This is a genomic window from Cupriavidus sp. USMAHM13, from assembly GCF_001854285.1.
Classification (GTDB): domain Bacteria; phylum Pseudomonadota; class Gammaproteobacteria; order Burkholderiales; family Burkholderiaceae; genus Cupriavidus; species Cupriavidus malaysiensis.
Genome location: NZ_CP017752.1, coordinates 1888364 through 1914430, shown reverse-complemented (window position 1 = coordinate 1914430; position 26067 = coordinate 1888364). Strand labels below are relative to the sequence as shown.

General features: G+C 69.9%; 22 protein-coding genes and 1 tRNA gene. 18 read left to right on the top strand and 5 right to left on the bottom strand.

Annotated features, from left to right (window positions below):
• Window positions 1-12: 12 nt before the first annotated feature.
• Window positions 13-348, bottom strand: coding sequence for an antibiotic biosynthesis monooxygenase family protein (locus BKK81_RS26680; RefSeq protein WP_071019119.1), 336 nt, complete (start codon window positions 346-348; stop codon window positions 13-15).
• A 97-nt stretch (window positions 349-445) separates the two neighbouring features.
• Window positions 446-1090, bottom strand: coding sequence for a LysE family translocator (locus BKK81_RS26675; protein WP_071019117.1), 645 nt, complete (start codon window positions 1088-1090; stop codon window positions 446-448).
• 127 nt (window positions 1091-1217) lie between these two features.
• Between BKK81_RS26675 and BKK81_RS26670 the strand changes: the two genes are divergently transcribed.
• From BKK81_RS26670 to BKK81_RS26620, 10 genes are all read left to right on the top strand, one after another.
• Window positions 1218-2540: an aminotransferase-like domain-containing protein gene (locus BKK81_RS26670; RefSeq protein WP_071019115.1), complete on the top strand. Its 1323-nt coding sequence runs from the start codon at window positions 1218-1220 to the stop codon at window positions 2538-2540.
• Between the two features lie 154 nt (window positions 2541-2694).
• Window positions 2695-5763, top strand: coding sequence for a formate dehydrogenase-N subunit alpha (fdnG, locus tag BKK81_RS26660; RefSeq protein ID WP_156811456.1), 3069 nt, complete (start codon window positions 2695-2697; stop codon window positions 5761-5763).
• 10 nt (window positions 5764-5773) lie between these two features.
• On the top strand, window positions 5774-6718 hold the full coding sequence (gene fdxH / locus BKK81_RS26655) for a formate dehydrogenase subunit beta (RefSeq protein ID WP_071019109.1): 945 nt from the start codon (window positions 5774-5776) through the stop codon (window positions 6716-6718).
• A complete protein-coding gene (locus BKK81_RS26650; protein ID WP_071019108.1) occupies window positions 6705-7346 on the top strand; it encodes a formate dehydrogenase subunit gamma in 642 nt (213 codons plus the stop codon). The genes fdxH and BKK81_RS26650 overlap by 14 nt, the downstream gene beginning before the upstream one ends.
• Before the next feature lie 54 nt (window positions 7347-7400).
• On the top strand, window positions 7401-8342 hold the full coding sequence (gene fdhE / locus BKK81_RS26645) for a formate dehydrogenase accessory protein FdhE (protein ID WP_071019106.1): 942 nt from the start codon (window positions 7401-7403) through the stop codon (window positions 8340-8342).
• Window positions 8332-9762 (top strand): L-seryl-tRNA(Sec) selenium transferase, encoded by a 1431-nt coding sequence (gene selA, locus BKK81_RS26640; protein ID WP_071019104.1) that lies wholly within the window; start codon window positions 8332-8334, stop codon window positions 9760-9762. The genes fdhE and selA overlap by 11 nt, the downstream gene beginning before the upstream one ends.
• The gene (gene selB, locus BKK81_RS26635) at window positions 9759-11726 is read left to right on the top strand and encodes a selenocysteine-specific translation elongation factor (protein WP_071019102.1); all 1968 of its coding nucleotides are present in this window, start codon (window positions 9759-9761) and stop codon (window positions 11724-11726) included. The genes selA and selB overlap by 4 nt, the downstream gene beginning before the upstream one ends.
• Window positions 11727-11822: transfer RNA gene (locus BKK81_RS26630), tRNA-Sec, on the top strand.
• Window positions 11823-12328: 506 nt separating this feature from the next.
• Window positions 12329-12628 carry a hypothetical protein gene (locus tag BKK81_RS26625; RefSeq protein WP_071019100.1) on the top strand — a complete coding sequence of 100 codons (300 nt, stop codon included), beginning with the start codon at window positions 12329-12331 and terminating at the stop codon, window positions 12626-12628.
• A 302-nt stretch (window positions 12629-12930) separates the two neighbouring features.
• A complete protein-coding gene (locus tag BKK81_RS26620) occupies window positions 12931-13248 on the top strand; it encodes a hypothetical protein (protein WP_071019098.1) in 318 nt (105 codons plus the stop codon).
• Between the two features lie 478 nt (window positions 13249-13726).
• Here BKK81_RS26620 and BKK81_RS35690 read toward each other — a convergent pair whose 3' ends face one another.
• Entirely contained in the window at window positions 13727-13984 is a 258-nt protein-coding gene (locus tag BKK81_RS35690; protein WP_071072405.1) for a hypothetical protein, read from the bottom strand.
• Between the two features lie 233 nt (window positions 13985-14217).
• Window positions 14218-14430 (bottom strand): hypothetical protein, encoded by a 213-nt coding sequence (locus tag BKK81_RS26615; RefSeq protein WP_156811455.1) that lies wholly within the window; start codon window positions 14428-14430, stop codon window positions 14218-14220.
• 465 nt (window positions 14431-14895) lie between these two features.
• Between BKK81_RS26615 and fdhD the strand changes: the two genes are divergently transcribed.
• From fdhD to BKK81_RS26575, 8 genes are all read left to right on the top strand, one after another.
• The gene (gene fdhD, locus BKK81_RS26610; protein WP_071019095.1) at window positions 14896-15717 is read left to right on the top strand and encodes a formate dehydrogenase accessory sulfurtransferase FdhD; all 822 of its coding nucleotides are present in this window, start codon (window positions 14896-14898) and stop codon (window positions 15715-15717) included.
• A 173-nt stretch (window positions 15718-15890) separates the two neighbouring features.
• The gene (locus tag BKK81_RS26605) at window positions 15891-17018 is read left to right on the top strand and encodes a transglutaminase-like domain-containing protein (protein ID WP_071019093.1); all 1128 of its coding nucleotides are present in this window, start codon (window positions 15891-15893) and stop codon (window positions 17016-17018) included.
• Between the two features lie 854 nt (window positions 17019-17872).
• Window positions 17873-19117, top strand: coding sequence for an efflux RND transporter periplasmic adaptor subunit (locus tag BKK81_RS26600; protein ID WP_071019092.1), 1245 nt, complete (start codon window positions 17873-17875; stop codon window positions 19115-19117).
• Between the two features lie 15 nt (window positions 19118-19132).
• Window positions 19133-22315, top strand: a complete 3183-nt coding sequence (locus BKK81_RS26595; protein WP_071019090.1) for an efflux RND transporter permease subunit — start codon at window positions 19133-19135, stop codon at window positions 22313-22315.
• Between the two features lies 1 nt (window position 22316).
• Window positions 22317-23834: an efflux transporter outer membrane subunit gene (locus BKK81_RS26590; protein WP_071019087.1), complete on the top strand. Its 1518-nt coding sequence runs from the start codon at window positions 22317-22319 to the stop codon at window positions 23832-23834.
• Between the two features lie 170 nt (window positions 23835-24004).
• Complete coding sequence (locus tag BKK81_RS26585) at window positions 24005-24250, top strand: hypothetical protein (RefSeq protein ID WP_071019085.1); 246 nt, start codon at window positions 24005-24007, stop codon at window positions 24248-24250.
• Between the two features lie 226 nt (window positions 24251-24476).
• Window positions 24477-25052: an AAA family ATPase gene (locus BKK81_RS26580; protein ID WP_071019084.1), complete on the top strand. Its 576-nt coding sequence runs from the start codon at window positions 24477-24479 to the stop codon at window positions 25050-25052.
• A gap of 107 nt (window positions 25053-25159) precedes the next feature.
• Complete coding sequence (locus BKK81_RS26575; protein WP_071019082.1) at window positions 25160-25831, top strand: DUF2459 domain-containing protein; 672 nt, start codon at window positions 25160-25162, stop codon at window positions 25829-25831.
• Here BKK81_RS26575 and BKK81_RS35685 read toward each other — a convergent pair.
• Entirely contained in the window at window positions 25820-25972 is a 153-nt protein-coding gene (locus BKK81_RS35685; RefSeq protein ID WP_156811454.1) for a hypothetical protein, read from the bottom strand. The two genes, BKK81_RS26575 and BKK81_RS35685, sit on opposite strands and share 12 nt — an antisense overlap.
• Window positions 25973-26067 lie beyond the last annotated feature (95 nt).

The window sequence follows — 26067 nt, the reverse complement described above, 5'->3', positions numbered from 1 at the left end:
GCCCCGGCCGCCTCAGCCGCCCGCCCGGCGGCTGTCCGGCACCGGATGGGCCAGCGTGCCGTCGCCGTAGGCCCGCTCGACATGCGAGACCACCACGTGGTAGCCCTCGTACCAGCGGCGGTACTGGCGCTTGGCCTCGAGATGGCGCGGATGGCGGGCGAAGGCTTCCAGCGCGGCGCGGTCGTGCCAGTAGTAGCTGGCGTTGACCAGCATGCCGTCGGCCGAGCGCCAGGATTCGGCGCCGGCGAAGCCGGGCAGGTCTGCCGCGATTTCGTCGAGGACGGCGCTCAATTGCCGGAAGGTGTCATCGGCCTGTCCGGGCCGGTAGATGAAGGCGGCGATATACATGGTCTGCCTGGGTCGGGAAACGAGAGGAAGGACTTCACGGGAACGGGACGAAGGGGACGAAGTGACCGCAAGGCAGCCGCGCCCGCCCCGTCCGCCCTCATGCCGCGCGCTGCAGCAGGAGGCGCACCGCCAGGCCCGCCATCAGCAAGGCCAGCGCGACCGACTGCAGGCGCGCCAGCCCGGGCCGCGCTCGCGGCAGGCGCCGCAGGCTCGCGCCGAGCGCGCCCAGCAAGGCGTGGTAGAGCAGGCTGATCGCCGAGAGCAGGGCGCCCAGCACAAGCAGTTGCGACGCCACCGGCCCCTGCCCCGGCACCACGAACTGCGGCAGGAACACCAGGAAGAACAGCAGCGCCTTCGGATTGAGCAGGCAGTTCAGCAGGCCGCGCACGAACACCGCGGCGGCCCCCGCCGGCCGGCTGGCGCCTGCCGCGGTGCCGCCCCCGCCGCCGGCGCCGCGCGCCGGGCGCAGCGCCTTGGCGGCCAGCCACAGCAGGTAGGCCGCGCCGGCGTAGCGGATCAGGTCCAGGGCAGGCGCCCAGGCCACCACCACGGCGGTCACGCCGCTCGCGGTCAAGGCAGTGAGCAACAGGTCCGCGCCGGCGATGCCCAGCGCCGCGGCAACGCCACCGCGCAGGCCGCAGGCGGCGCCATGCGCCATGACGAAGGCCGTATTGGGGCCGGGAGAGAGCATCAGCATCAGGACGGCGCCGCAGAACAGCGACAGGGTGGCGGGATCGGGCATCGTGGGTCGGCGCAAGAAGGTGGCGAAGGGAATGGCCGCAGCGTAGACTCCCGATGCAGTACGAACAAGAAATTGTCCTAGATACACCTCGCCCGCTCACCCGCTCTCCCCTCGCCCGCCGACACCCATGGCCCCGCCCCGCTACCGCAGCATCGTCGATGCCTTCGCCGCGCGCATCCACGACGGTGAATTGCCGCCCGGCACGCGCCTGCCGGCGGTGCGGCAACTGATGCGGCAGCACGGCATCGCCCTGGCCACCGCCTCGCGCGTCTACGCGGAGCTGGAGGCCGCCGGCCTGGCGGTGGGCGAAACCGGCCGCGGCACCTTCGTGCGCGACACCTCCCTGCCGCGCGGCCTGGGGCTGGAGCAACGGCCCCTGCCCTCCGGCGCGGTCGACCTGACCTTCAACTATCCGGCGCTGCCCGATCAGGCGGAACTGCTGCGCGAGGGCCTGCGCGCCATCGCCGCCTCGGGCGATCTCGACGCCCTGCTGCACTCGGCGCCGCAGGGCGGGCGCCCGCACGAAAGGGAGACCGTCGCGCGCCACCTGCGCAACCGGGGCATCCGCGTGCCGGCCGCGCAGGTGCTGATCGTCAACGGCGCCCAGCAGGGGCTGGCGGTGGCCGCCATGGCGCTGCTGCGGCCGGGCGACCTGCTGGCCATCGACGCCTTGACCTACCCGGGCATGAAGACGCTGGCCGAATCCTGCCGCCTCGAGCTGGCGCCGCTGCCCATCAGCAGCGGCGGCACCGACCTCGACCGGCTGGAGGCGCTGTGCCGGCGCCGCCCGGTGCGCGCCGTCTACACCATGCCGACCTTGCACAATCCGCTCGGCCACGTGATGCCCGAGGCCGAGCGCGCCCGGCTGGCCGCCATCGCGCGGCGGCACGACCTGCTGATCATCGAGGACGGCGCCTACGCCTTCCTGGCCGAACCCGCTCCCGCCCCGGTCTTCTGCCACGCGCCGGAGCGCACGCTCTACGTGTCGGGGCTGTCCAAGAGCGTCGCCTCGGGACTGCGCCTGGGCTTCGTGGCGGCGCCGCCCGGACTGGTGCCGGCGCTGGAGCGCGCCATCCGCGTGTCGACCTGGAACACGCCGTCGCTGATGGTGGCGCTCGCCTGCCGCTGGATCGAGTCGGGCACCGTCGATGCGCTGGAGATGCGCAAGCGGCGCGACGCGCGGCAGCGCCAGCGGCTGGCACGGCGCCTGCTGCAGGGCTGCGCGATCACCGCCCACCCGGGTGCCTACTACCTGTGGCTGGCGCTCTCCGACGACCGGCGCGCCGACGGCGTGGCGGCCGCGCTGGCGCGACAGGGCGTGCTGGTGACGACGGCGGAGCCCTTCTGCGCCGGGCCGGCGGTGCCGCAGGCCCTGCGCCTCGCGCTGGGCTCGATCGCGCTGCCGGCGCTGGAGGACGCCTTGCGCAAGGTCGCCGCGCTGGCCGCCTGACGCTCCCGCCCCGCCATGCTGCACCGCACCGGGCGCACGCGCCGCGGCCGAAGTCGGGGCAGATCCCCATAGTGGGTGTTGCGCCACTTGGCCTATACTGGATCAGCGATGTCGCCTGCGCTCAGCCAAGGCGCCATGACGAGGAGGTGTCCCCATGGTCATGATGAACCGGCGCCAGTTCCTGAAGGTCACTGGCGCCTCGCTAGCGGGCTCGAGCCTGGCACTGATGGGCTTCGCGCCCGACACCGCACTGGCCGAGGTACGCGCCTACAAGCTGGCGCGCGCCACCGAGACGCGCAACACCTGCCCCTACTGCTCGGTGGCCTGCGGGCTGCTGATGTACAGCCTGGGCGACGGCGCCAAGAACGCCAAGGCCAGCATCATCCATATCGAGGGCGACCCCGACCATCCGGTCAACCGCGGCACGCTCTGTCCCAAGGGCGCCGCCTTGATCGACTTCGTGCACAGTCCCAGCCGCCTGGTGCAGCCCGAGTACCGCGCGCCGGGCTCGGACAAGTGGCAGCCGATCGCCTGGGACGACGCGCTGGACCGCATCGCCCGGCTGATGAAGCAGGACCGCGACGCCAACTTCGTCGAGAAGACGGCCGACGGCCGCACCGTCAACCGCTGGCTGACCACCGGCATGCTGGCCGCCTCGGCCAGCAGCAACGAGGTCGGCTACCTGACGCACAAGGTCGTCCGCAGCTTCGGCATTCTGGGATTCGACAACCAGGCGCGTGTCTGACACGGCCCGACGGTGGCAGGTCTTGCCCCGACGTTCGGCCGTGGAGCGATGACGAACCATTGGGTCGACATCAAGAACGCGGACGTGATCCTGATCATGGGCGGCAATGCGGCCGAGGCCCACCCTTGCGGTTTCAAGTGGGTGACCGAGGCCAAGGCGCACAACAAGGCGCGCCTGATCGTGGTCGACCCGCGCTTCACCCGTTCCGCCTCGGTGGCCGATCTCTACGTGCCGATCCGCACCGGCACCGACATCGTCTTCCTCGGCGGCGTGATCCGCTACCTGCTGGCCAACGACAAGATCCAGCACGAGTACGTCAGGAACTACACCGACTTCAGCTTCATCGTGCGCGAGGACTTCTCCTTCGAACGCGGCCTGTTCTCGGGCTACGACGCCGAGAAGCGCACCTATGACAAGGCCTCGTGGGACTACGAGAAGGGCGAGGACGGCTTCGTCAAGACCGACCCGACGCTGGGCCATCCGCGCTGCGTCTACAACCTGCTCAAGCAGCACTACGCGCGCTATACGCCGGAGATGGTGGAACGGGTCTGCGGCACGCCGCGCGACAAGTTCCAGGCCGTGTGCGACCTGCTGGCCTCCACCGCCGTGCCCACGCGCGCCATGACCATCCTGTATGCGCTGGGCTGGACGCAGCACTCGATCGGCTCGCAGATCATCCGTACCGGCGCCATGGTGCAGCTGCTGCTGGGCAATATCGGCGTCGCCGGCGGCGGCATGAACGCGCTGCGCGGCCACTCCAATATCCAGGGGCTGACCGACCTGGGCCTGATGTCCAACCTGCTGCCCGGCTACATGACACTGCCGACCGAGCAGGAGCAGGACTACGACCAGTACATCGAGGCACGCGCCTCCAAGCCGCTGCGGCCCAACCAGCTCAGCTACTGGCAGAACTACGGCAAGTTCCACGTCAGCCTGATGAAGGCCTGGTGGGGCGACGCCGCCACCGCGGAGAACCGCTGGGCCTTCGATTACCTGCCCAAGCTCGACAAGCCCTACGACCTGCTGCAGGTCGTGGAGCTGATGAACCAGGACAAGATGACCGGCTACATCGCGCAGGGCTTCAACCCGCTGGCCGCGGCACCGAACAAGGCCAAGGTGATGCGCGGGCTGTCGCGCCTGAAGTTCCTGGTGGTGATGGATCCGCTGGCCACCGAGACCTCCGAATTCTGGCGCCACGCCGGCGAATACAACGACGTCGACCCGGCGCAGATCCAGACCGAGGTGTTCCGCCTGCCGACCACCTGCTTCGCCGAGGAAGACGGCTCCCTGGTGAATTCCGGGCGCTGGCTGCAATGGCACTGGAAGGGCGCCGAGCCGCCCGGACTGGCGCGCACCGACATCGAGATCATGTCGGGCCTGTTCCTGCGCCTGCGCGAGCTGTACCGGAAAGACGGCGGCAAGTTCCCCGATCCCATCGTCAAGCTGTCGTGGCCCTATGCCCGGCCGGACAGCCCGACGCCCGAGGAAATCGCCAAGGAGTATTCGGGACGCGCGCTCACCGATCTCGCCGATCCGAAGGACCCGGCCAAGATCCTGCACCGCGCCGGCGAGCAGCTGTCCGGCTTCGCCGAGCTGCGCGACGATGGCAGCACGCTGAGCGGCTGCTGGATCTTCTGCGGCGCGTGGACCCAGGCCGGCAACCAGATGGCGCGGCGCGACAATGCCGATCCCACCGGCATCGGCCAGACCCTCAACTGGGCCTGGGCCTGGCCGGCCAACCGGCGCGTGCTGTACAACCGGGCCTCCTGCGACACGGCCGGCAAGCCCTTCAATCCGGCGCGCAAGCTGATCGGCTGGAACGGCAAGAGCTGGGGCGGCGCCGATGTGCCGGACTTCAAGATCGACGAAGACCCGGGCCAAGGCATGGGGCCCTTCATCATGCTGCCCGAAGGCGTGGCGCGCTTCTTCGCCCGCGCCAATATGGCCGAGGGCCCCTTCCCCGAGCACTACGAGCCCTTCGAGACCCCGCTCGGCTACAACCTGATGAACGGCAAGCGCCCCGAGGCCGTCAGCAACCCGGCCGCGCGCGTCTTCCCCGGCGACTGGGCCAACTTCGGCAAGGCCGATGCCTTTCCGCACGTGGCCACCACCTACCGGCTGACCGAGCACTTCCACTACTGGACCAAGCACGCCCGCATCAATGCGGTGCTGCAGCCCGAGCAGTTCGTCGAGATCGGCGAGGCGCTGGCCAAGGAGATCGGCATCGTCGCCGGTGACCGTGTCAAGGTCAGTTCCAAGCGCGGCTATATCAAGGCCGTGGCACTGGTGACCAAGCGCATCAAGCCACTGCAGATCGACGGCCGCACCGTGCACACCGTCGGCGTGCCGATCCACTGGGGCTTCACCGGCTTGGCCAGGCCCGGCTTCCTGGCCAACACGCTGACGCCCTTCGTCGCCGACGGCAACTCGCAGACGCCGGAATTCAAGTCCTTCCTGGTGAAGGTCGAGAAGGCATAGGAGAGGCGCGATGGCACTGCAATCCCTGGACATCAAGCGCCGCTCGGCCACCACCACGCCGCCGCCGCAGGCGCGCCAGACGGCCTCCGGCGAGGTCGCCAAGCTGATCGACACCACCAAGTGCATCGGCTGCAAGGCCTGCCAGGCGGCCTGCATGGAGTGGAACGACCTGCGCGACGAGGTCGGCACCAACGTCGGCGTCTACGACAACCCGGCCGACCTGTCGGCGCAGTCGTGGACCGTGATGCGCTTCGCCGAGTACGAGAATCCCAATGGCAACTTCGAGTGGCTGATCCGCAAGGACGGCTGCATGCACTGCGAGGATCCGGGCTGCCTGAAGGCCTGCCCCTCGCCCGGCGCGATCGTGCAGTACACCAACGGCATCGTGGACTTCCACGAGGAGAACTGCATCGGCTGCGGCTACTGCATCACCGGCTGCCCGTTCAACATCCCGCGCCTGTCCAAGACCGATCACAAGGCCTACAAGTGCACGCTGTGCTCCGACCGCGTGGGCGTGGGGCAGGAGCCGGCCTGCGTCAAGACCTGCCCGACCGGCGCCATCGTGTTCGGCACCAAGGAGGCGATGAAAGACCACGCGGCCGAGCGCATCGAGGACCTGAAGTCGCGCGGTTTCGACAAGGCCGGCCTGTACGACCCGGCCGGCGTGGGCGGCACCCATGTGATGTATGTGCTGCACCATGCGGACCAGCCCTCGCTCTACCACGGGCTGCCGGACCAGCCCCGCATCAGCCCGCTGGTGGGCCTGTGGAAAGGCGTGGCCAAGCCGCTGGCGGTGGCCGGCATGGTGCTGACCGCGCTGGCGGGCTTCTTCCACTACATCCGCGTCGGACCCAACGAGACCGGGCCGGAGGACGAAGAGGCAGCCGGCCAGGCCCTGGAGGGCCGCGAACCGGGGCCGCAGCAAGACCGGGAGGACCACCATGAAGCCCGCTGACAAGCCCGGCCTGATCGTCCGCTACACCGCCGGCGAGCGCACCACGCACTGGATCGTCGCCATCGCCTTCGTGCTGCTGGCGCTGTCGGGACTGGCGCTGTTCCACCCGTCGATGTTCTGGCTGAGCAACCTGTTCGGCGGCGGCACCTGGACGCGCATCCTGCATCCGTTCCTCGGCATCGTCATGGTGCTGGCCTTCGCCGTGCTGGCGCTGCGCATGTGGCGCCACAACCTGCTGACGCGCGCCGACCGCGCCTGGCTGGCGCACCTGGGCGACGTGGTCAACAACCGCGAGGAGGCGCTGCCCGAGGTCGGCCGCTACAACGGCGGGCAGAAACTGCTGTTCTTCGTCATGGTGATCAGCCTGCTGTTGCTGCTGGCCAGCGGCATGGTGATCTGGCGCACCTATTTCTCGCAGTACTTTCCCGTCGGCATGATCCGTGCCGCTTCGCTGCTGCATGCCGTTTGCGCCTTCGTGCTGATTTGCGGCATCATTGTCCACATCTATGCGGCGCTGTGGATCCAGGGCACGGTCGGAGCGATGACGCGTGGCACGGTGACGCGCGGATGGGCCTGGAAGCACCATCGCGGATGGTTCCGCGAGGTCTTCCGGCAAGGCGACAAATAGCGCCGGCCGGATGCGCGAGCGCCGGCCGGCTCCCCTCCCCTCGGTGGACCGCCCATGGCGCAGCGCATCCTGCAACCCCACGAAATCGAGTCGCTCGACCACGTCGCACTGGCCAGGCTGCGCCTGCCGCGGCACGGCGATGTCTTCTCCGCCCGCGCCGCCCGGCTGCGGCAGTTGAGCGGCGGCAATCCGATCGGCCCCTACCTCGAAGCCATGGCCGTGCTGGCGGCGGCACAGCATGAAATCGCCCAGACCCTGGCGGTTCCGGCGCCCGATCCGCGCGACATCGAACTGGCGCTGGCCCACGGCATGCCGCCGCTGACCGCGGCCGGCGGCCAGGGCCACGGCGCCTGGCGCGGCGCGCTGGCCGGCCTGCTCAGCCGGCTCGACCAGGCGCCTGCCCTGCCGCCGCCGGCACGGCAGGCGCTGGCGCGCCTCGGCACGCTGCCGGCGCGCGAGCTGGAAGACCAGGTCCAGGCCCTGCTGGCCGGACGCGACGACGGCATCGACGCCGCCCTCGCGCCCTTCCTGATGGCCGCGCTGCAGGTCAGCTGGACGCACCAGGCTGGGCAGCTGCGCGAGCAGGACGTGCCGCTGCTGGAGGTGGCCGGCGTCTGCCCGGTGTGCGGTTCGCTGCCGGTGGCCAGCATCGTGCGCATCGGCGGCCGCTACCAGGGCCTGCGCTACCTGCACTGCGGCCTGTGCGCCAGCGAGTGGCACATGGTGCGCGTCAAGTGCAGCCACTGCGAATCCACCGAAGGCATCGCCTACTACACCGTCGAGGGCGCCGGCGAAGCGGTCAAGGCCGAGTCCTGCGACCACTGCCACAGCTACCGCAAGATCTGCTACATGGAAAAGGATCCGCAGGTCGAGCCGCTGGCCGACGACCTCGCCACGCTGACCCTGGACGTGCTGATGGGCGAGGCCGGCTATGCCCGCGCCAGCGCCAATCCGCTGCTGTGGCAGCCGGGCCGGGAGGCCGCCGATGGACGCTAGCGCGCCGTTGCTGGCGGGGCCGGTGGACATCCCCTCGGTCGACCGCCTGCTCAACGCCGACCCCCTGCAACCGCTGCTGGCGCGCTACGGCCGCAGCCAGGTGACCGCCGCGCTGCGCCGGCTGCTCGACGACTACCGCGCGCGTGCCGTGGCCGGGCAGCTGCTGCGGCCGGCGCTGGAAGACGCCGCGCTGGCGCAGGCGCTGACGGCCACCCTGGACGATGCCGCGCGCCCGCGCCTGCGCGCCGTCTACAACCTGACCGGCACGGTACTGCACACCAACCTGGGCCGCGCCCTGCTGCCGCAGGAAGCGGTGGCCGAGGTGGCACGGGCGTTGACCGCGCCGGCCAACCTGGAATTCGATCTCGACACCGGCGGCCGCGGCGACCGCGACGACCTGGTCGAAGACCTGCTGTGCGAGCTGACCGGTGCCGAGGCGGCGACGGTGGTCAACAACAACGCCGCCGCCGTGCTGCTGATGCTGAACACGCTGGCGCAGCGGCGCGAAGTGGTGGTGTCGCGCGGCGAGCTGGTCGAGATCGGTGGCGCCTTCCGCATTCCCGACATCATGCAGCGCGCCGGCACGCGCCTGGTCGAGATCGGCACCACCAACCGCACCCATCCGCACGACTATGCCGGCGCGATCGGCGCGCGCACCGCGCTGCTGATGAAGGTGCACTGCAGCAACTACCAGATCACCGGCTTCACCCGCAGCGTGGAGGTGGACGAGGTGGTGGCGCTGGCCCGCCCGCACGGCCTGCCGGTGGTGGTGGACCTGGGCAGCGGCACCCTGGTCGACCTGCGCCGCTGGGGCCTGCCCGGCGAGACCACGGTGCGCGAGACCATCGCCGCCGGCGCCGACCTGGTCACCTTCAGCGGCGACAAGCTGCTGGGCGGCCCGCAGGCCGGCCTGATCGTCGGCCGCGCAGACCTGATCCGCAAGATCAAGAAGAACCCGCTCAAGCGCGCGCTGCGCGTGGGCAAGCTGACGCTGGCCGCGCTGGAGCCGGTGCTGCGGCTGTACCGCGCGCCCGAGCTGCTGGCGCAGACCTTGCCGACCCTGCGCCTGCTGACCCGTCCCGCCGCCGCGCTGCAGGCCCAGGCCCAGCGCCTGTGCCCGCTGCTGGCACCGGCGCTGGGCGCGGAGTACCGGATCGAGGCCGCAGCGATGTTCAGCCAGATCGGCAGCGGCGCGCTGCCGCTCAGCCAGGTCCCCAGCCACGGCCTGCGCATCGCCGCCGCGGCCGGCCGGCGCGCCGGCGCGGGCAAGCCGCTGCAGCGCCTGGAAGCGGCCCTGCGCGCGCTGCCGCGCCCGGTCATCGGCCGCATCGGCGAACAGGCCCTGTGGCTGGACCTGCGTTGCCTGGAAGAAGACGAGGAGGCCGGCTTCGTCGCCCAGTGGCAGGCCCTGCGGCCATGATCGTCGGCACCGCCGGCCATATCGACCATGGCAAGACCACGCTGGTGCGCGCACTGACCGGCGTCGACACCGACCGCCTCAAGGAAGAGAAGGCACGCGGCATCTCCATCGAGCTGGGCTACGCCTACACGCCGCTGCCGGGCGGCGAGGTGCTCGGCTATATCGACGTGCCCGGCCACGAACGCCTGATCCATACCATGGCGGCCGGCGCCAGCGGCATCGACCTGGCCCTGCTGGTGGTGGCCGCCGACGACGGCGTGATGCCGCAGACCCGCGAGCACGTGGCCATCCTCGCATTGCTCGGCGTACGCGCGACGGTGGTGGCGCTGAGCAAGGCGGACCGCGTCGAGCCGCCGCGGCTGGAGGCCGTGCGCGCGGAGATCTCGGCCTTGCTGGCGGACACGCCCTTCGCCGGCGCGCCGGTGTTCGCGCTGGCCGCCACCCGGGCCGGCGATGCCGGCGTGGCGGCGCTGCGCGCCCATCTGCATGCGGCCGCGCTGGCGCTGCCGCCGCGTACCGCCGACGGCCCCTTCCGCCTGGCCGTCGACCGTGTGTTCACGCTGGCCGGCCACGGCACCGTGGTGACCGGCACGGTCTTCGGTGGCCAGGTCCGCGTCGGCGACAGCGTGCGCCTGGCGCCCTCCGGCCTGCCCGCACGCGTGCGCAGCATCCATGCCCAGCAGCAACCGGCCGAGGCCGGCCACGCCGGGCAGCGCTGCGCCCTCAATCTCGCCGGCATCGACAAGGACGCCATCGCGCGCGGCGACTGGGTGCTCGACCCGGTCCTGCTGGCACCCACCACGCGCCTCGACGTGCGGCTGGCCCTGCTGCCCGGCAGCGGCCACCGCCTTGCGCACTGGGCCCCGCTCCACATCCACCTGGGCACCACGCACCGGCTTGCCAACATCGTGCTGCTGGAGGGCGACACCATCGAGCCCGGCGCGCAGGCCTTCGCCCAGCTCGTGTTCGCCGCCCCGCTCTGCGCCTGGCCGGGCGACCGCTTCATCGCGCGCAATCCTCAGGCCACCCGCACCGTGGGGGGCGGCGTGGTGCTGGACCCGTTCGCGCCGGAACGCCGGCGCCGCGCGCCGCAACGGCTGGCCTACCTGCGCGCCCTGCAGCAGATGGCCGGCGGCAGCGGCCTGGCGCCGCTGCTGGCGCAGGCGCCGCGCGGCATCACGGTCGCGCGCCTGCGCTGCCTCGCCGCCGGCGCGCCCGGCGGCTGGCGCCTGCCAGCCGACGCGCTGCGCATCGGCGCGCCGACCCAGGACGAGGCCAGCCTCATCCTCGCCGAGCACTGGCAGGCCCTGCAGACGCGCGTGCTGGAAGCGCTGGCGGCCTTCCACGCGCGCCAGCCGGACGAGCCCGGCCCGGACGCTGGCACGCTACGCCGCATCGCCTTCGCCGGCACGCCGGTGCCGGACCCGCTCTGGCTCGGCCTGCTCGACGCCCTGGCCGGGCGCGGCGCCCTGCGCCGCCAGGGCGCCTGGCTGCAACTGCCCACGCACTCCGCCAGTCTGAGCGCCGCCGAACAAGCCTTGCAGCCGCGCGTGATGCCGCTGCTGGAGGCCGGCGCCTATGATCCCCCCTGGGTACGCGACCTCGCCGCCGCGCTCCAGGTGCCGGAAGACGCGATGCGGCAACTGCTGCGCAAGCTGGCGCGCCAGGGCCAGGTGCACCAGGTGGTGCGCGACCTGTTCTATACGCACGCGCACGTCCAGGCGCTGGCCGCCCTGGTGAGCGGGCTGGTGGCACACCACGGCAGCGTCGACGCGGCACGGTTCCGCGACGCCGTCGGCCTCGGGCGCAAGCGGGCCATCCAGGTTTTGGAGTTCCTCGACCGCGTCGGTTACACTCGCCGGGTCGGCAATGCGCGCATGCTGCGCCCCGACAGCCAGTGGCAGCAGGGGCAGGCGAACGGCGCAGCGGTCCCGTCCGCAGCCGCTCACGACGAAGGGCCATGAGGAAAGCAGGCGTATCCGGTGATGCGGCCGGGCTTCAAACCCGGTTGGGGGCGTCAGCCGTTCCCAGGTAGGTTCGACTCCTACTGCTTTCCGCCACAAGATTTCCGGCGCTCTGGTGGAGACCGAAGGGAGCGAGGAACGGGGGTGGCCTGTGGTTTTCTGCCATGCCCGCTCGAGTGCCCGCTCGAGTGCTCATCGTTGGCGCTCCTCGTTCGCGCTCCTCGTTGCATGCCGCGCGCCGGCGCCCTTGCAGCTTCATGGCATCGCCGGAGTGCCCCTGTGCCGCCAACTCACAGCGGTCGTTCGGCATCCGTCCCACTGAGATCCCACCGAGGCGCCACGCCGTCGCCGGAAGACGCCCTCACGACCAGACTCGCCATCCGATCACCGGTTCACCTTGGCGTTCTTCTCCGTGCCGCCCAAGCAGCGCAGCCGCAGTGCCCAGTCATGACAAGCAAGGGAAGGCACCGCTTTTCCCACCCCGCTCTTTAGAGGGATTGGATGCCAGGCCAGGGCTCGTTCACCATGGGCTGGTGACTGCCGCCCTGCCTTCGGCGAGCGGCATCGACTTCTTCGCACTCTTGGGATAAGGAAGCCGCGCCATGCCTGTCATCACTCGGAGCGACCTGCAATACGAATACAGTTGGACGCCTGTGAATGGCGACAACCCCAAGCTGACCGGGAAACCGGATGACGTGCTTTTGAATCGCAAGGAGGGGTACGAGGTGCTGGCTTTTCTGGTCCACTTCTGCCGGAGCTGGAACGATGCCGATGGCAAGCCATTGACCCGGGCCCATGCGCTCAAGGCCGAACGCCTGATCCACCTGCATTTGCCGAGTGACGTCCGCTCAAGAATGGATGTGTCCGAATGGCTCGCTGACAACTGGGAGAGCTACACCTGATGCGTGGGTAAGGGCGCTTTCGTTGAAATCTGTTCCGGAGCGACACAAGCACGCCGACCCGGTCGGCAAGCAGGGCGACCGGGTGGTCGGCCGCATGTCGGCGCATGTCGGCGCATGTCGGCGCATGTCGCATACAGCAGTCCGGGACGGCAATGCCATGACCGGATCGGCTGGCAGCAGCCTGCCGATCGGTGGGTGACGTCATCTGCGCGTGGCATTGCAGCCGACGGCCAGCGCTGGACCAGAGCAGCGGCCACCGCGCTATACTGTATATTCATACAGTACACAGCAAGTGGCGCATCATGGGCAACCCGAAACTCCGCATCGCCAACGACGATCCCTGCGACACGTACGTCCCCGCTACCCACCCCGCAAACGGCATCCTGGCGCGCGTCCCGAGCGACTTCGTCCACGTGGCAAGACAGACGCTCGGCCCCGCCGCTGCTGACGGACTCGCGCATGCCGAGGTGGTGATCGACGCCGGCGAGGCCGGCACCGTCCGGATCTTCTTCGAGCGGAAGCTGGCCCGCCATCACAAGAGCTACTACCACTACTGGATCGCCTATCGCGCCGAACCGGTCACGCCCGACACGGCGAACGCCGATGCCGACCACGCGTAGCGACCATTCCCGCAGCGTTCCGCCGGCGCTGACCGAGGCAGCGCTACGCGCGCCCTGCCGGCCTGCCCCGGAGCTAAGCCGACGGCCGGCATCGCTGCCGCTTTACCCCACCTTCGTATGCACCAGACTTGTGCAGGGTAACAAGTTTGATACAAACACCGAAAATGTCACGCAGCAGCGTTTTCATGCTGCCACTCCCGGTGGGCAAAGGTGCTCCCGCGCCTTTGCCCCGCTTTTTCCATCGGTCACCGGCCAGCACCCGGGCCGAAGCTGGCCTGCAGCGCGGCGGCACACAGCCCAGCCGCCTGCCCCGGTTCATCGAGCAGCGGCCGACAGGGAGTGCCCGGTGCACGGGAAATCGCGCACCACGGCCGCCGCGCCGGACATGAGCGGTCCACTCCGCCTCCAATAATGAAAAACGCCCGCTCGCGGCGGGCGAGCCGCCAGGACGGCGGCAAGAAATCCTCGGTTCTGACGGCTACGCTGCTATCGACACGTCATGCACGATGTGGGTGCTGACCAGGATGCGAAGCGCGTCGACGTCCAATTCGTGCGACTGGATCGGCAGGCGGAAAAGGCGCAACCTGGGAAAGATCGTGGTCGCCATTTCCGTGCACCGGCCGAGTGACTCAAATCGACCGAAATCCCACAAGGCGGCACCGCAGACTTGCACCAGGCGATTCCCGCCGGACGTCAGTGGATATGTTGCAATGAATCGATCAAATGACTGCCTCATCTACCTCTCCTGCTACTCCAACCTCGGAGCGCCCCCCCGGTCTTTCAATTCCCTTTCCTCTTTCAATTTCCATGCATTCAGGATAGTTGACGGATTCCGTCCAGCCATGGAGCCTTACCTCCTGTTGCTCTCCTGCCTTGCATTTGCAGAAGTTGCTGCGTATCCATTTCCGCCTATCGTTCATCGACGGCGTCTCGACACGCGGCGTGAATCCGGGCTCGCCGGGAGCAGGCTCACGCTGAGGAAATCAAGGCATCGACATGTCTCTGGGCCCAGGACAGGCCGCCCGACTGAGCATCGCTGCACTGCGCGAAGCTGCCGAACGCTTCGGACTCGGCAATGACATGGTCGCCGAGCCGTACCCGTCCGAGGGCCGCGAACCTGCCGGCCCCGGAGGGTTTTGCAAAGCCTTCGACGATGTAGTTGTGGTACCACTGAATGGACATGCGCATAGCTCCGGCTATTTCTATCCCAAGGCCCGCAATCTCAGACATGGTCTGGCGAAGACTACTACAGCGCAGCCTGAAAGGTTCCGATATGCCCCCTACTTTCCGGGGAGGCCCGCATGGAATCCGTGCGCATGTGCCAAAGCGATGGGAAGGGTGGAATCCCGGGTTTCGACAATGCGCGACACATTGACGAAGGCGGGCGGACAATGCCGGCAATCAAAGGAAAGTGTGCCCAGCGAGAACTGCGCGCGCCGATACGGGTGGCCTGTCACCGTTTGCCGATCCTGCGTTGCCCCTCTCCGATCCCCCCGTGTCTTCGTTGATGTCGGGCCATCGCACTGTGATAATGTTCGGGCAGCCTGGGCTTCAAACCCGGTCGGGGACGCCAGCCGTTCCCAGGCAGGTTCGACGCCCACTGCTTTCCGCCAGCGAGCCGACGGCGATACCAGAAAGGAAGCCCCGATGCGCCTTGAGCCCCAATCCGAACGCACCGGCAGCCAGCGCCGCGCCATCGTCCGGCACCAGGGCGATGCCTTTACCGCGGGCGCCGATGACGTCAGCGAGGAATTTCCGGTCGCCCTGGTCTTCAACGGCATCTCCCACGCGGTCATGATGGCCACGCCGCGCGATCTGGAGGCTTTCGGCACCGGCTTCGCGCTCACCGAGGGCCTGGTCGCGCGGGTCGGCGACATCCATGACATCGAAGTGCTGCTGCACGCGGACAGCGCCGAGGTGCAGCTCACCATCGCCCAGCAGGCCTTCCTGGCCTTGAAAGACCGGCGCCGCACACTGGCCGGACGCACCGGCTGCGGATTGTGCGGCATCGAAAGCCTGCAGATGCTGGATCTGCTGCCGGCGCCGGTGCCGCGGCCGCTGCCGGCGCTGCCGCTCGACGCGGTGCTGGCGCGTGCCTGGCGCGAGCTGCCGGCGCACCAGACCCTGATGGCGGCCACCGGAGGCGTGCATGCCGCCGCCTGGTGCACGCTCGATGGCGGCATCCTGCACGCCTTCGAGGACGTCGGCCGGCACAACGCCCTGGACAAGCTGGTCGGACACCTCGCGCACGCCGGTGTCGACATGAGCCGGGGCTTCGTCTTCCTGTCCAGCCGCGCCAGCTACGAGCTGGTGCGCAAGGCCGCGCGCATGGGCATCCCGATGGTGGCGACGATTTCCGCGCCCACCTCGCTGGCCATCGATATCGCGCAGCAGGCCGGCATGCGGCTGGTCAGCTTCTGCCGCCACAGCGGCTTCGTCGAGTACACCGGCGGCGCGGCTGCCTCCTAGCAGGCAGCAACCTGCTGCCTGCGGCCTGCCCGGCGGCACGCAACGGCCGCCCGTTCCCGCGCCGCCCCCCTCCCACGGAATCCTCCCTAACTGGCCGGCGCCGCCTACTATGCAATGACGGCGCATGGCCGCCCTGGCGTATGCGCGGGAACCTGACGAGTGGAGGAAGGCTCATGGACCGTCGTGCATTCTTGCGGCTGGGGGCGGGCACCCCGGCACTGGCAGGCCTCAGCGGCCTTGGACTGGGGCTTCCGGCCATGGCCGCCGCGCCGGCGCCGGATGCGGCACCGGCCGGCCTTGGATGGCGCACCTACGAGATCGTCACCGAGGTCGCGCTGCCCGCGCAGGCCGCGCCGGCCAGCGTCTGGCTGCCTGCAACGGGCGGCAAGCTCGGCGACTACCAGCGCACGCTGGCAACGCGCTGGGAGGCCCCGGCGGGACAGGCGCGTGCCGCACTGGCGCCGGGATACGATGTGCGCATGGTCGTGGTGGGCTGGCCGGAGGCCACCGACGGGCCGCTGCGCGCCACGCTCACCCAGGTGGTGGCGCTGCGCGACCGCGCGGTGGACCTGGGCCAGGCGCCCTCGCCCGCCGTGCCGCGCGAGTCGGCCGCCGTCCTGCGCGAATACCTGCGGCCGACCCGGCTGCTGCCCCTCGACGGCATCGTGCGCGACACCGCGCTGCAGGTCACAGCCGGCGCCGGCGACGACGTGGCCAAGGCCCGCGCGCTCTACCAATGGGTGGTCGACCATACCTGCCGCGATGCCAGCGTGCGCGGCTGCGGCACCGGCGACGTGGCGGCCATGCTGCGCACCGGGGGCATCATGAACGGCAAGTGCGCGGACATCAACGCACTGTTCGTGGCCCTGTCGCGCGCCGTCGGCATCCCGGCGCGCGACGCCTACGGCGTGCGCGTCGACCTGTCGCAGCACGGCTTCAAGGCCCTGGGCAAGGACGGCGATATTTCGAAGGCCCAGCATTGCCGCGCCGAGTTCTACACGGCCGGCTACGGCTGGGTGCCGGTCGATCCCGCCGACGTGCGCAAGGTCGCGCTGGAAGAAGCGCCGGGTGGCCTGCCGATGGACCACGCCAAGGTGCGCGCGGCGCGCGCCCTGCTGTTCGGCGCCTGGGAGATGAACTGGGTGGCCTACAACCATGGGCACGACGTGGCATTGCCGGGCAGCGGCGCGCCGCCGGTACCCTTCCTGATGTATCCGAACGGGCACACGGTGGCCGGCACGCTCGACAGCGTCGATCCGGACGCCTTCGGCTACCGCATCCGCTCGCGGCGCCTGGCCTGACACCCGCGCCGGACCCGCGAACCCGCCATGCACCGGCGGGCACCGGCAAGGACGGCAGGCGCTCGGCCTCGGCGGCACCGGCCTCGGCCGCGCGCCGCCGGGATCGCGCGATAGAGCACGATCCCTGCTTCCCCCCCTTCCGGCGTCGGCACGCTGCCGCCGCCGTGCTCCGAGGCCACCGCGGGTGCCGACATGGCGTGGTCGACCTCCCTGAGCAGCAGCCACGCATGCCGGCGGGACATGCCCGGACGCCTGGCGGCGGCGCTCATGGAACCGTGACCCGTTCCTTGCATTGTCTCCGGCGTGACCTAAAGTGATGTAATGGATGCCGCCGTGATCCGGCGGCCGGGTCGAAGACGCCGTGGCAGGAGCCGCATCGGCTTCGGCGGCAAGGCGGCCCCGGGCGCGATCCGCGTGCGGCAGCCGGCAACCGCGCCCTCTGCGCAGGGCGCCTTTCACTGATCGAGCATGACGCGTCTCCCACCCCACCGCCTGCCCGCCCACCGCGCCCTCAACGCCGCGGCTCTGCCGCACCGGCAGGAATAGCCGCCGACCACCGACAAGGAACTGCCTGCCTAGCCAGATGCACCGCCTGCACCGGTGACGACATGCCACCCTCCCGGACCGGAACCGCGACCCGTTCTTCCTCCGGCCGGCACCGCCGCATGCGGCGCGCCGGCCTCCTGCAGTACTCCATGCGCCCGCGCGGCCATGCCTGTCATGCGCCTGACGCGCCAACAGCGCAGCATCTCCCCAGCGGTGCGCATGGCCGCGCCGGCCATGCCGCAGCGTGGTGCGGGTCCGCCATCCCGCCAGCCGGTCCAGCCCAACCGTATTGAAACCGAGGTTCCTCTATGCGCGTCGAACGGGTTTCCTCTCTCCTGGTCTGTGCGGCGGCGGCCGCCGCACTGTCGGCATGCGGGAAGAAGCAGGCCGCCCCGCAGGCGCCGATGCCGGAGGCCGGCGTCTATACGGTGCAGACGACACCGGTTCCCGTCGTCAGCGAACTGCCCGGCCGCACCAGTGCCTTCCTGGTGGCCCAGGTGCGCGCCCGCGTGGATGGCATCGTGCTGCGCCGGGTCTTCACCGAAGGCGATGACGTCAAGGCCGGGCAGTTGCTGTACAAGATCGACCCGCAGCCCTACATCGCCGCACTGAACAGCGCCAAGGCCGCGCTGGCGAAGGCCGAAGCCAACGTGGCCACCCAGCAGGCCCTGGTGCAGCGCTACAAGGTGCTGGTCGCCGGCAACGCCGTCAGCAAGCAGGACTACGACAATGCCGTGGCAGCGCTGGGACAGGCCCAGGCCGACGTGGCGGCCGGCAAGGCCGCCGTGCAGACTGCGCAGATCAACCTGGGCTACACCGACGTGACCTCGCCGATCACCGGCCGCATCGGCCTGTCGCAGGTGACCCCCGGCGCCTACGTGCAGGCCAGCCAGGCCACGCTGCTGGCCACGGTCCAGCAGCTCGACCCGATCTACGTCAATCTGACCCAGTCCAGCGTGGACGGCCTCAAGCTGCGCCGCCAGATCCAGGAGGGGCGCCTGCAGGTGAACGGCGCCAATGCCGCCAAGGTCGCGCTGGTGCTGGAGGACGGGCGCAGCTACGGCGCGTCCGGCAAGCTGCAGTTCACCGACGTCAGCGTCGACCAGACCACCGGCTCGGTCACCGTGCGGGCCATCTTCCCCAATAAGGACGGCGTGCTGCTGCCCGGCATGTTCGTGCGCGCCCGCATCGACCAGGGCACCAACGACCGCGCCATCATCGTGCCGCAGATCGGCGTCACCCACGACCAGAAGGGGCAGCCGGTGGCGCTGGTGCTCGACAAGGACAACAAGGTCGCGCAGCGCAAGCTGGTCACGGCCGGCACCTATGGCAGCTACTGGGTGATCGACAGCGGCCTGAGCCCGGGCGAGCGCGTGGTCGTCAACGGCGTGGAGAAGGTCAAGCCGGGCATGACCGTCAAGCCGGTGGCGCCCAGGCTGCCGGCCGGGCCGGCCTCGGGGGCGCAGGCGGCCCCGCCAGTTTCCGCGCCCGCCACGGCGGGCGCCTCGGCCCCGGCCCCGGCGGCCCCGGCTTCCGCCTCGGCGGCGCGATAGACGGGAGCCGGCGCCATGGCAAAGTTCTTCATCGACCATCCGATCTTCGCCTGGGTCATCGCCATCATCCTGATGCTGGCCGGCGTGGCCTCCATCATCACGCTGCCGATCGCGCAGTACCCGACCATCGCGCCGCCCGCGGTGCAGATCAGCGCCAACTATCCCGGCGCCTCGGCCAAGACCGTCGAGAACACGGTGACGCAGGTGATCGAGCAGCAGATGAGCGGCCTCGACCACCTGCTCTACCTGTCCTCGACCAGCGATGACTCCGGCACCGCCACCATCACGCTCACCTTCGCCGCCGGCACCAACCCGGACATCGCGCAGGTGCAGGTGCAGAACAAGCTGCAGCTCGCCACGCCGCTGCTGCCGCAGGTGGTGCAGCAGCTCGGTACCAAGGTGACCAAGTCGAGCAGCAGCTTCCTGCTGGTGCTCGCCTTCGTCTCCAAGGACGGCAGCATGAGCCGCTACGACCTGGCGAACTACGTGGCCTCCAACGTGCTCGACCCGATCAGCCGCATCGACGGCGTCGGCACGGTCACGCTGTTCGGCTCGCAGTACGCCATGCGCATCTGGCTGGACCCGACCAAGCTGAACAACTACAGCCTGACGCCGCTGGACATCACCGCGGCCGTGCAGGCGCAGAACGTGCAGATCGCCGGCGGCAGCCTGGGCGGCACGCCGTCCGTGCCCGGCCAGATGCTGCAGGCCACCATCACCGAGGCCACGCTGCTGCAGACCCCCGCGCAATTCGGCGACATCCTGCTCAAGGTCAACACCGACGGCTCGCAGGTGCGCCTGCGCGACGTGGCCCGCATCGAACTCGGTGGCGAGACCTACAACTTCGACACGCAGTACAACGGCCAGCCGACCGCCGCCTTCGGCATCCAGCTCGCCACCGGCGCCAATGCGCTGAACACCGCCAAGGCCGTGCGCGAGAAGATCGCCGCCTTGTCCAGGTACTTCCCCAGCGGCCTGGTGGTGGAATTCCCGTACGACACCACGCCCTTCGTCAAGCTGTCGATCGAGGAAGTGGTCAAGACGCTGCTGGAAGGCATCGTGCTGGTGTTCCTGGTGATGTACCTGTTCCTGCAGAACCTGCGCGCCACCCTGATCCCCACCATCGCCGTGCCGGTGGTGCTGCTGGGTACCTTCGCCGTGATGGCGGTGGTGGGCTTCTCCATCAATACCTTGTCGATGTTCGGGCTGGTGCTGGCCATCGGCCTGCTGGTGGACGACGCCATCGTGGTGGTGGAGAACGTCGAGCGCGTGATGGCCGAGGAGGGACTGTCGCCGCGCGACGCCACCCGCAAGGCCATGGAGCAGATCACCGGCGCGCTGGTGGGCGTGGCGCTGGTGCTGTCGGCCGTGTTCGTGCCGGTCGCCTTCTCCGGCGGCTCGGTCGGCGCCATCTACCGGCAGTTCTCGCTGACCATCGTCTCGGCCATGATCCTGTCCGTGATGGTCGCGCTGATCCTGACCCCGGCCCTGTGCGCTTCCATGCTCAAGCCCATCCCGCAGGGCCACCACGAGGAGAAGAAAGGCTTCTTCGGCTGGTTCAACCGCACCTTCACCGCCAGCCAGCAGCGTTACCACGGCGGCGTGAAGCACGTGATCCGCCGCTCCGGGCGCTGGCTGATCATCTACCTGATGGTGATCGCGGTGGTGGCGGTGCTGTTCCTCAAGCTGCCGAAATCCTTCCTGCCGGAGGAGGACCAGGGCTCCATGTTCGTGCTGGTGCAGGCCCCGGTCGGCTCCACCCAGGAGCGCACGCAGAAGGTGCTGGACGATGTGCGCCGCTACCTGCTGGAAGACGAACGCGATTCGGTGGAGGCGGTGCTGACGGTGAACGGCTTCAGCTTCGCGGGCCGCGGCCAGAACTCGGGCCTGGCCTTCGTGCGCATGCGCGACTGGAGCCAGCGCAAGACGGCGAACCTCAAGGTGCCGGCCCTGGTCGGCCGCATGTTCGCCCACTTCGCGCCCTACAAGGACGCCAATGTGTTCCCGGTCAACCCGCCCTCGATCCCCGAGCTGGGCACCGCTTCCGGCTTCGACTTCGAGCTGCAGGACCGCGCCGGCCTCGGCCACGAGAAGTTGATGGAGGCGCGCAACATGCTGCTGGGCATGGCGGCCAAGGACCCCTCGCTGGCGCAGGTGCGGCCCAACGGCCTCAACGACACGCCGCAGTTCAAGATCAACATCGACCGCGAGAAGGCCAACGCGCTGGGCCTCACCACCAGCAGCATCGACCAGACCTTCTCCATCGCCTGGGCATCGTCCTACGTCAATAACTTCCTCGACCTGGACAACCGCATCAAGAAGGTCTACGCCCAGGGCGACGCGCGCTTCCGCATGAACCCGGACGACCTGAGCTACTGGTACGTGCGCAACGCCGCCGGCACCATGGTGCCGTTCAGCGCCTTCAGCAGCGGCCAGTGGATCTACGGTTCGCCCAAGCTGGAGCGCTACAACGGCATTCCCGCGGTGGAAATCCAGGGCGCGGCGGCACCGGGCAAGTCCACCGGACAGGCCATGACCGCGGTCGAAGCCATCGCCGCCAAGCTGCCCGATGGCATCGGCTACGAATGGACCGGCCTGTCCTACCAGGAGCGGCAGTCGGGCTCGCAGGCGCCGATCCTGTACGGCATCTCGATCCTGTTCGTGTTCCTGTGCCTGGCCGCGCTCTACGAGAGCTGGTCGATCCCCTTCTCGGTGATCATGGTGGTGCCGCTCGGCGTGGTCGGCGCGCTGCTGGCGACCACGCTGCGCGGCCTGGAGAACGACGTGTTCTTCCAGGTCGGCCTGCTGACCACGGTCGGCCTGTCGGCCAAGAACGCCATCCTGATCGTGGAATTCGCACGCGATCTGCGCGACCAGGGCCTGTCGGCGGTCGAGGCAGCGGTGGAAGCGGCGCGCCTGCGGCTGCGCCCGATCCTGATGACCTCGCTGGCCTTCATCCTCGGCGTCACGCCGCTGGCGGTCAGCAACGGCGCGGGCTCGGGCAGCCAGCACGCGATCGGCACCGGCGTGATCGGCGGCATGGTGACCGCCACCTTCCTCGCCATCTTCATGATCCCGATGTTCTTCGTCGTGATCAGCCGCTTCAGCAAGCAGAAGGTCGAGCCGGCACGGGCCACGCCGCCCGGCGCGGGCGGACCCGGCGCCGGCGGCACGGCCGTGCCCACGGAAGGACCTTGAGATGCGCAGACAAAGCCTGATCGCCGCCTGCACCGCCGTGCTCGCCGCCGGCTGCACGCTCGCGCCCCGCTACGAGCGTCCCGCCGCGCCGGTCGACGCGGATTTCCCGCGGGGCGGCGTCTACGACCACCAGCCGGAGGCGGCCGGCGCCGCCGACAAGAGCCGCAGCGCCGCGGGCCTGGCCGCGCCCGAGATCGGCTGGCGCGATTTCTTCGCCGACGCACGCCTGCAGCAGCTGGTCGAACTGGCGCTGCGCAACAACCGTAACCTGCGCGTGGCGGTGCTCAATATCGAAGCCTCCCGCGCGCAGTACCAGATCGCGCGCGCCGCGCTGTTCCCCGCGCTCAGCGCGGCCGGCTCGATGACCCGGACGCGCACGCCCAAGGACCTGACCCTGAGCGGCAAGCCGATCACCACGGAATATTCGGTCGGCCTCGACGTCTCCTGGGAGATCGACTTTTTCGGCCGCGTCCGCAGCCTCAAGGACCAGGCGCTGGCGCAGTATTTCGCCCAGGCCGAGAACCGCAAGGCGGCGGAGATCGCGCTGGTGTCGGCGGTGGCCGACCAGTACCTGACCATGCTGGCCTACGACGATGCGCTCACCGTCACGCGCAACACCCTGGCGACGGCACAGGAGTCACTCCGCATCACCAAGCTGCAGTTCGACACCGGCACCGGCTCCGAGCTGGCCCTGCGCCAGGCCGAGGGCGTGGTCGAGCAGGCGCGCGCCAACCTCGAGTCGCAGCAGCGGCTGCGCGCCCAGGCCGAGAATGCGCTGGTGCTGCTGGTGGGCGAGCCGCTGCCGGCCGATCTGCCTGCCGGCCTGGCGCTGGACAGCCAGGACCTGCTGGCCGACATTCCGCCCGGGCTTCCATCCGACCTGCTCGCGCGCCGCCCCGACATCGCCGCCGCCGAGCAGGTGCTGCGCGGTGCCAACGCCAATATCGGCGCCGCGCGCGCGGCCTTCTTCCCGCGCGTGACGCTGACCGGCAGCGGCGGCACGCTGTCGCCCACCTTCGGCGGCCTGTTCAAGCCGGGCTCCGCCGCATGGTCGTTCACGCCGCAGATCACCCTGCCCATCTTCGAGGGCGGGCAGAACGTCGCCAACCTCGACCTGGCGCACGTGCAGAAACGCATCGACATCGCCAACTACGAGAAGGCGATCCAGACCGCCTTCCGCGAAGTCGCCGACGGGCTCGCCGCGCGCGGCACCTATGACAACCAGATCCGCTCGCTGGCGCTCTTCACCAGCACCCAGCGCCGGCGCCTGGAGTTGTCCGAAATGCGCTACCGCAACGGGGTCGACAGCTACCTGAGCGTGCTGACGGCGCAGACCGATTTCTACTCGGCCCAGCAGCAGCTGATCACGGCCCGGCTGCAGCGCCTGACCAACCTGGTCGACCTGTACCAGGCGCTGGGCGGCGGCTGGCTGGAGCACACCGGCGACACGCCGCGCCCGTCCGATGCAGCGGTCGACTACGCGCAAGCGCCCGGCCGCGCCGCCGGCAAGCTGCCATGACTTGACCAAAGTCAGAGGCGGATACATCACTATCGGCCAAAATGATGCTTTGGTTCACCAACGACTGGCTTCACGCGGCATCGCGCCCTGCTCACCGCAGCACCCGGGCCGCCGGCGCCAGGCGGCACAACTAGGACATCCAGCGCATGAGAACGCTCGGCTATAGAATCATGGGTATCGCGATCGCCCTCGCAGTGGTCGGCCTGCTGATCGCCATCCCCTTCAGCGAAGTGCCCGGCAACCCCCACCTGTTCCGGTTGATGCTGGAAGGCTATCGCATCCACCTGATCCCCGACGGCTCCTCGCCCACCGGTTACCTGGTCAACCTGATGAGCGGCGACTGGCTGTTGCTGTGCTCCGGAGTCTTCCTTACCGGCTTCGTGATCGCCACGCTCGGCCACGTGCGCCGGACCTGAAGCGGCGCCGGCGCGGCGCGCGCCTTGCGCGCCGCAACGATCGCCGCCCGCCTCGCCGCTCCCCCGCACTACTGCGCAGCCGCCGCCCCGCTTCGCCCTCCCGCGCGCGCTCCTCTCCTGCGCTGCTCTCCTGCGCTCCCCCTCCTGCGCGTCCCCGATTCCCAGCCCGGCAGGCGTCGCGACAGCGTGACGCCGCCCCCGCCACCCTCCTGCCCAGCCCTTTGCCATGCCCACCACATCCGTTGCCGACACCTCCGCATCATCCCGCTTCATCGTACTGACCGGCGGCCCCGGCGCCGGCAAGACGACCCTGCTGGAAGCCCTCGCCAGCGCCGGCTATGCCTGCAGCGAAGAAGCGGGGCGCGGCATCATCCGGGACCAGGTCGCCATCGGCGGCAACGCGCTGCCCTGGTGCGATGCGACGGCCTTCGCCGAAGCCATGCTGGCCTGGGAGATGCGCTCCTATCATCTCGCCGGCCGCCAGCCCGGCCTGGTCTTCTTCGACCGCGGCATGCCGGACGTGGCCGGCTACCTGCGCCTGAGCGGGCTGCCTGTGCCCGCGCACGTCGAGCGCGCCGCGCGCATCTTCCGCTATCGCCCTCAGGTCTTCCTGCTGCCGCCCTGGCACGAGATCTTCACGCAGGACGCCGAACGCCGGCAGAGCTACGAAGAGGCCGTGCGTACCTGCGAAGCGATGCGGGCCACTTACGCGGCCTATGGCTACCAACTGGTCGAGGTGCCGCCGGGCAGCGTCGCCCGGCGGGCAGCGTTCGTGCTGGAGCAGGCGGGCGCCCTGTCCTGATGCGCCCGCGTTCCGGGCTTGCGGCAGGCAGCGGTGCGCCGCCTACACTTCCCGCAGGGCCATGCGATGCATGGTCCATCGACAGGAACCTATCGACAGGAGCCCAGTTGCGCCGGAACGGCCCGCCCTGCCCCACACCGCGTCCGCGCCTGCTGGCGCTGGCAATGCTGCTGCTCGCCGGCTGCGCGTCGGCCCCGCCCCCCGTGCCGGGCGGTCCGCCGGTGACCCGCATCGCCGTGGTCGCGCGCGGCTGGCACACCGACATCTGCCTGGCGTACCCCGATGCGGGCGAGCGCGTGCGGGCACTGGCCAGTGGATTCGACGGCGCGCGCTTTCTCTGCTTCGGTTTCGGCGAGCGGCAATTCGTCATGGCGCGCGAGCATGGCGTGCTGGCCACGCTTTCAGCGCTGCTGCCGAGCCGGGCCGCGCTGCTGATGACGGTGCTGAACGCGCCGCCGGAAGCCGCCTTCGGCGCGAGGGAGGTAGTCAATCTCGAAGTCGGCGCGAACGGTCTGGAAGGCCTGCAGGCCTATCTGCGCGCCTCCGTGCAGGACACCGCTGACGGACAAGCCATGCGCCTTGGCGATGGCCCGTATCCGGGCAGTGTGTTCTTCGCCGCCACCGGCACCTACGATGCCTTCTTCACCTGCAATACCTGGACGGCCGAGGGGCTGCGCGCGGCGGCGCTCCCGGTCGACGGCAACATCCTGCTCGCCGGCACGCTGATGCGGCAGGCGCGCGGGCTGGCGCGGCAGCAGGCGCCGGCACTAGCACGGTGACGGCGTGCACACCGTGGCACCTTGCGGAGGCACCACGACGGTTGTCTTTGCTGGGGGATTGGGGTCGCTGCTGCTGAAGGACACGCAGCCCGCCAGGGCCAGCGGCAGCAGCGCCGCGATCAGGATGGCATACCGTTGCATCGTGGTTCTCCCATGGCCCGGCGGCAAGCGGCCGGGCCGATTGAACGACAATGAATCCAGTATAGGCAGCGACGACTGCGCCACGCCCGGCCGGT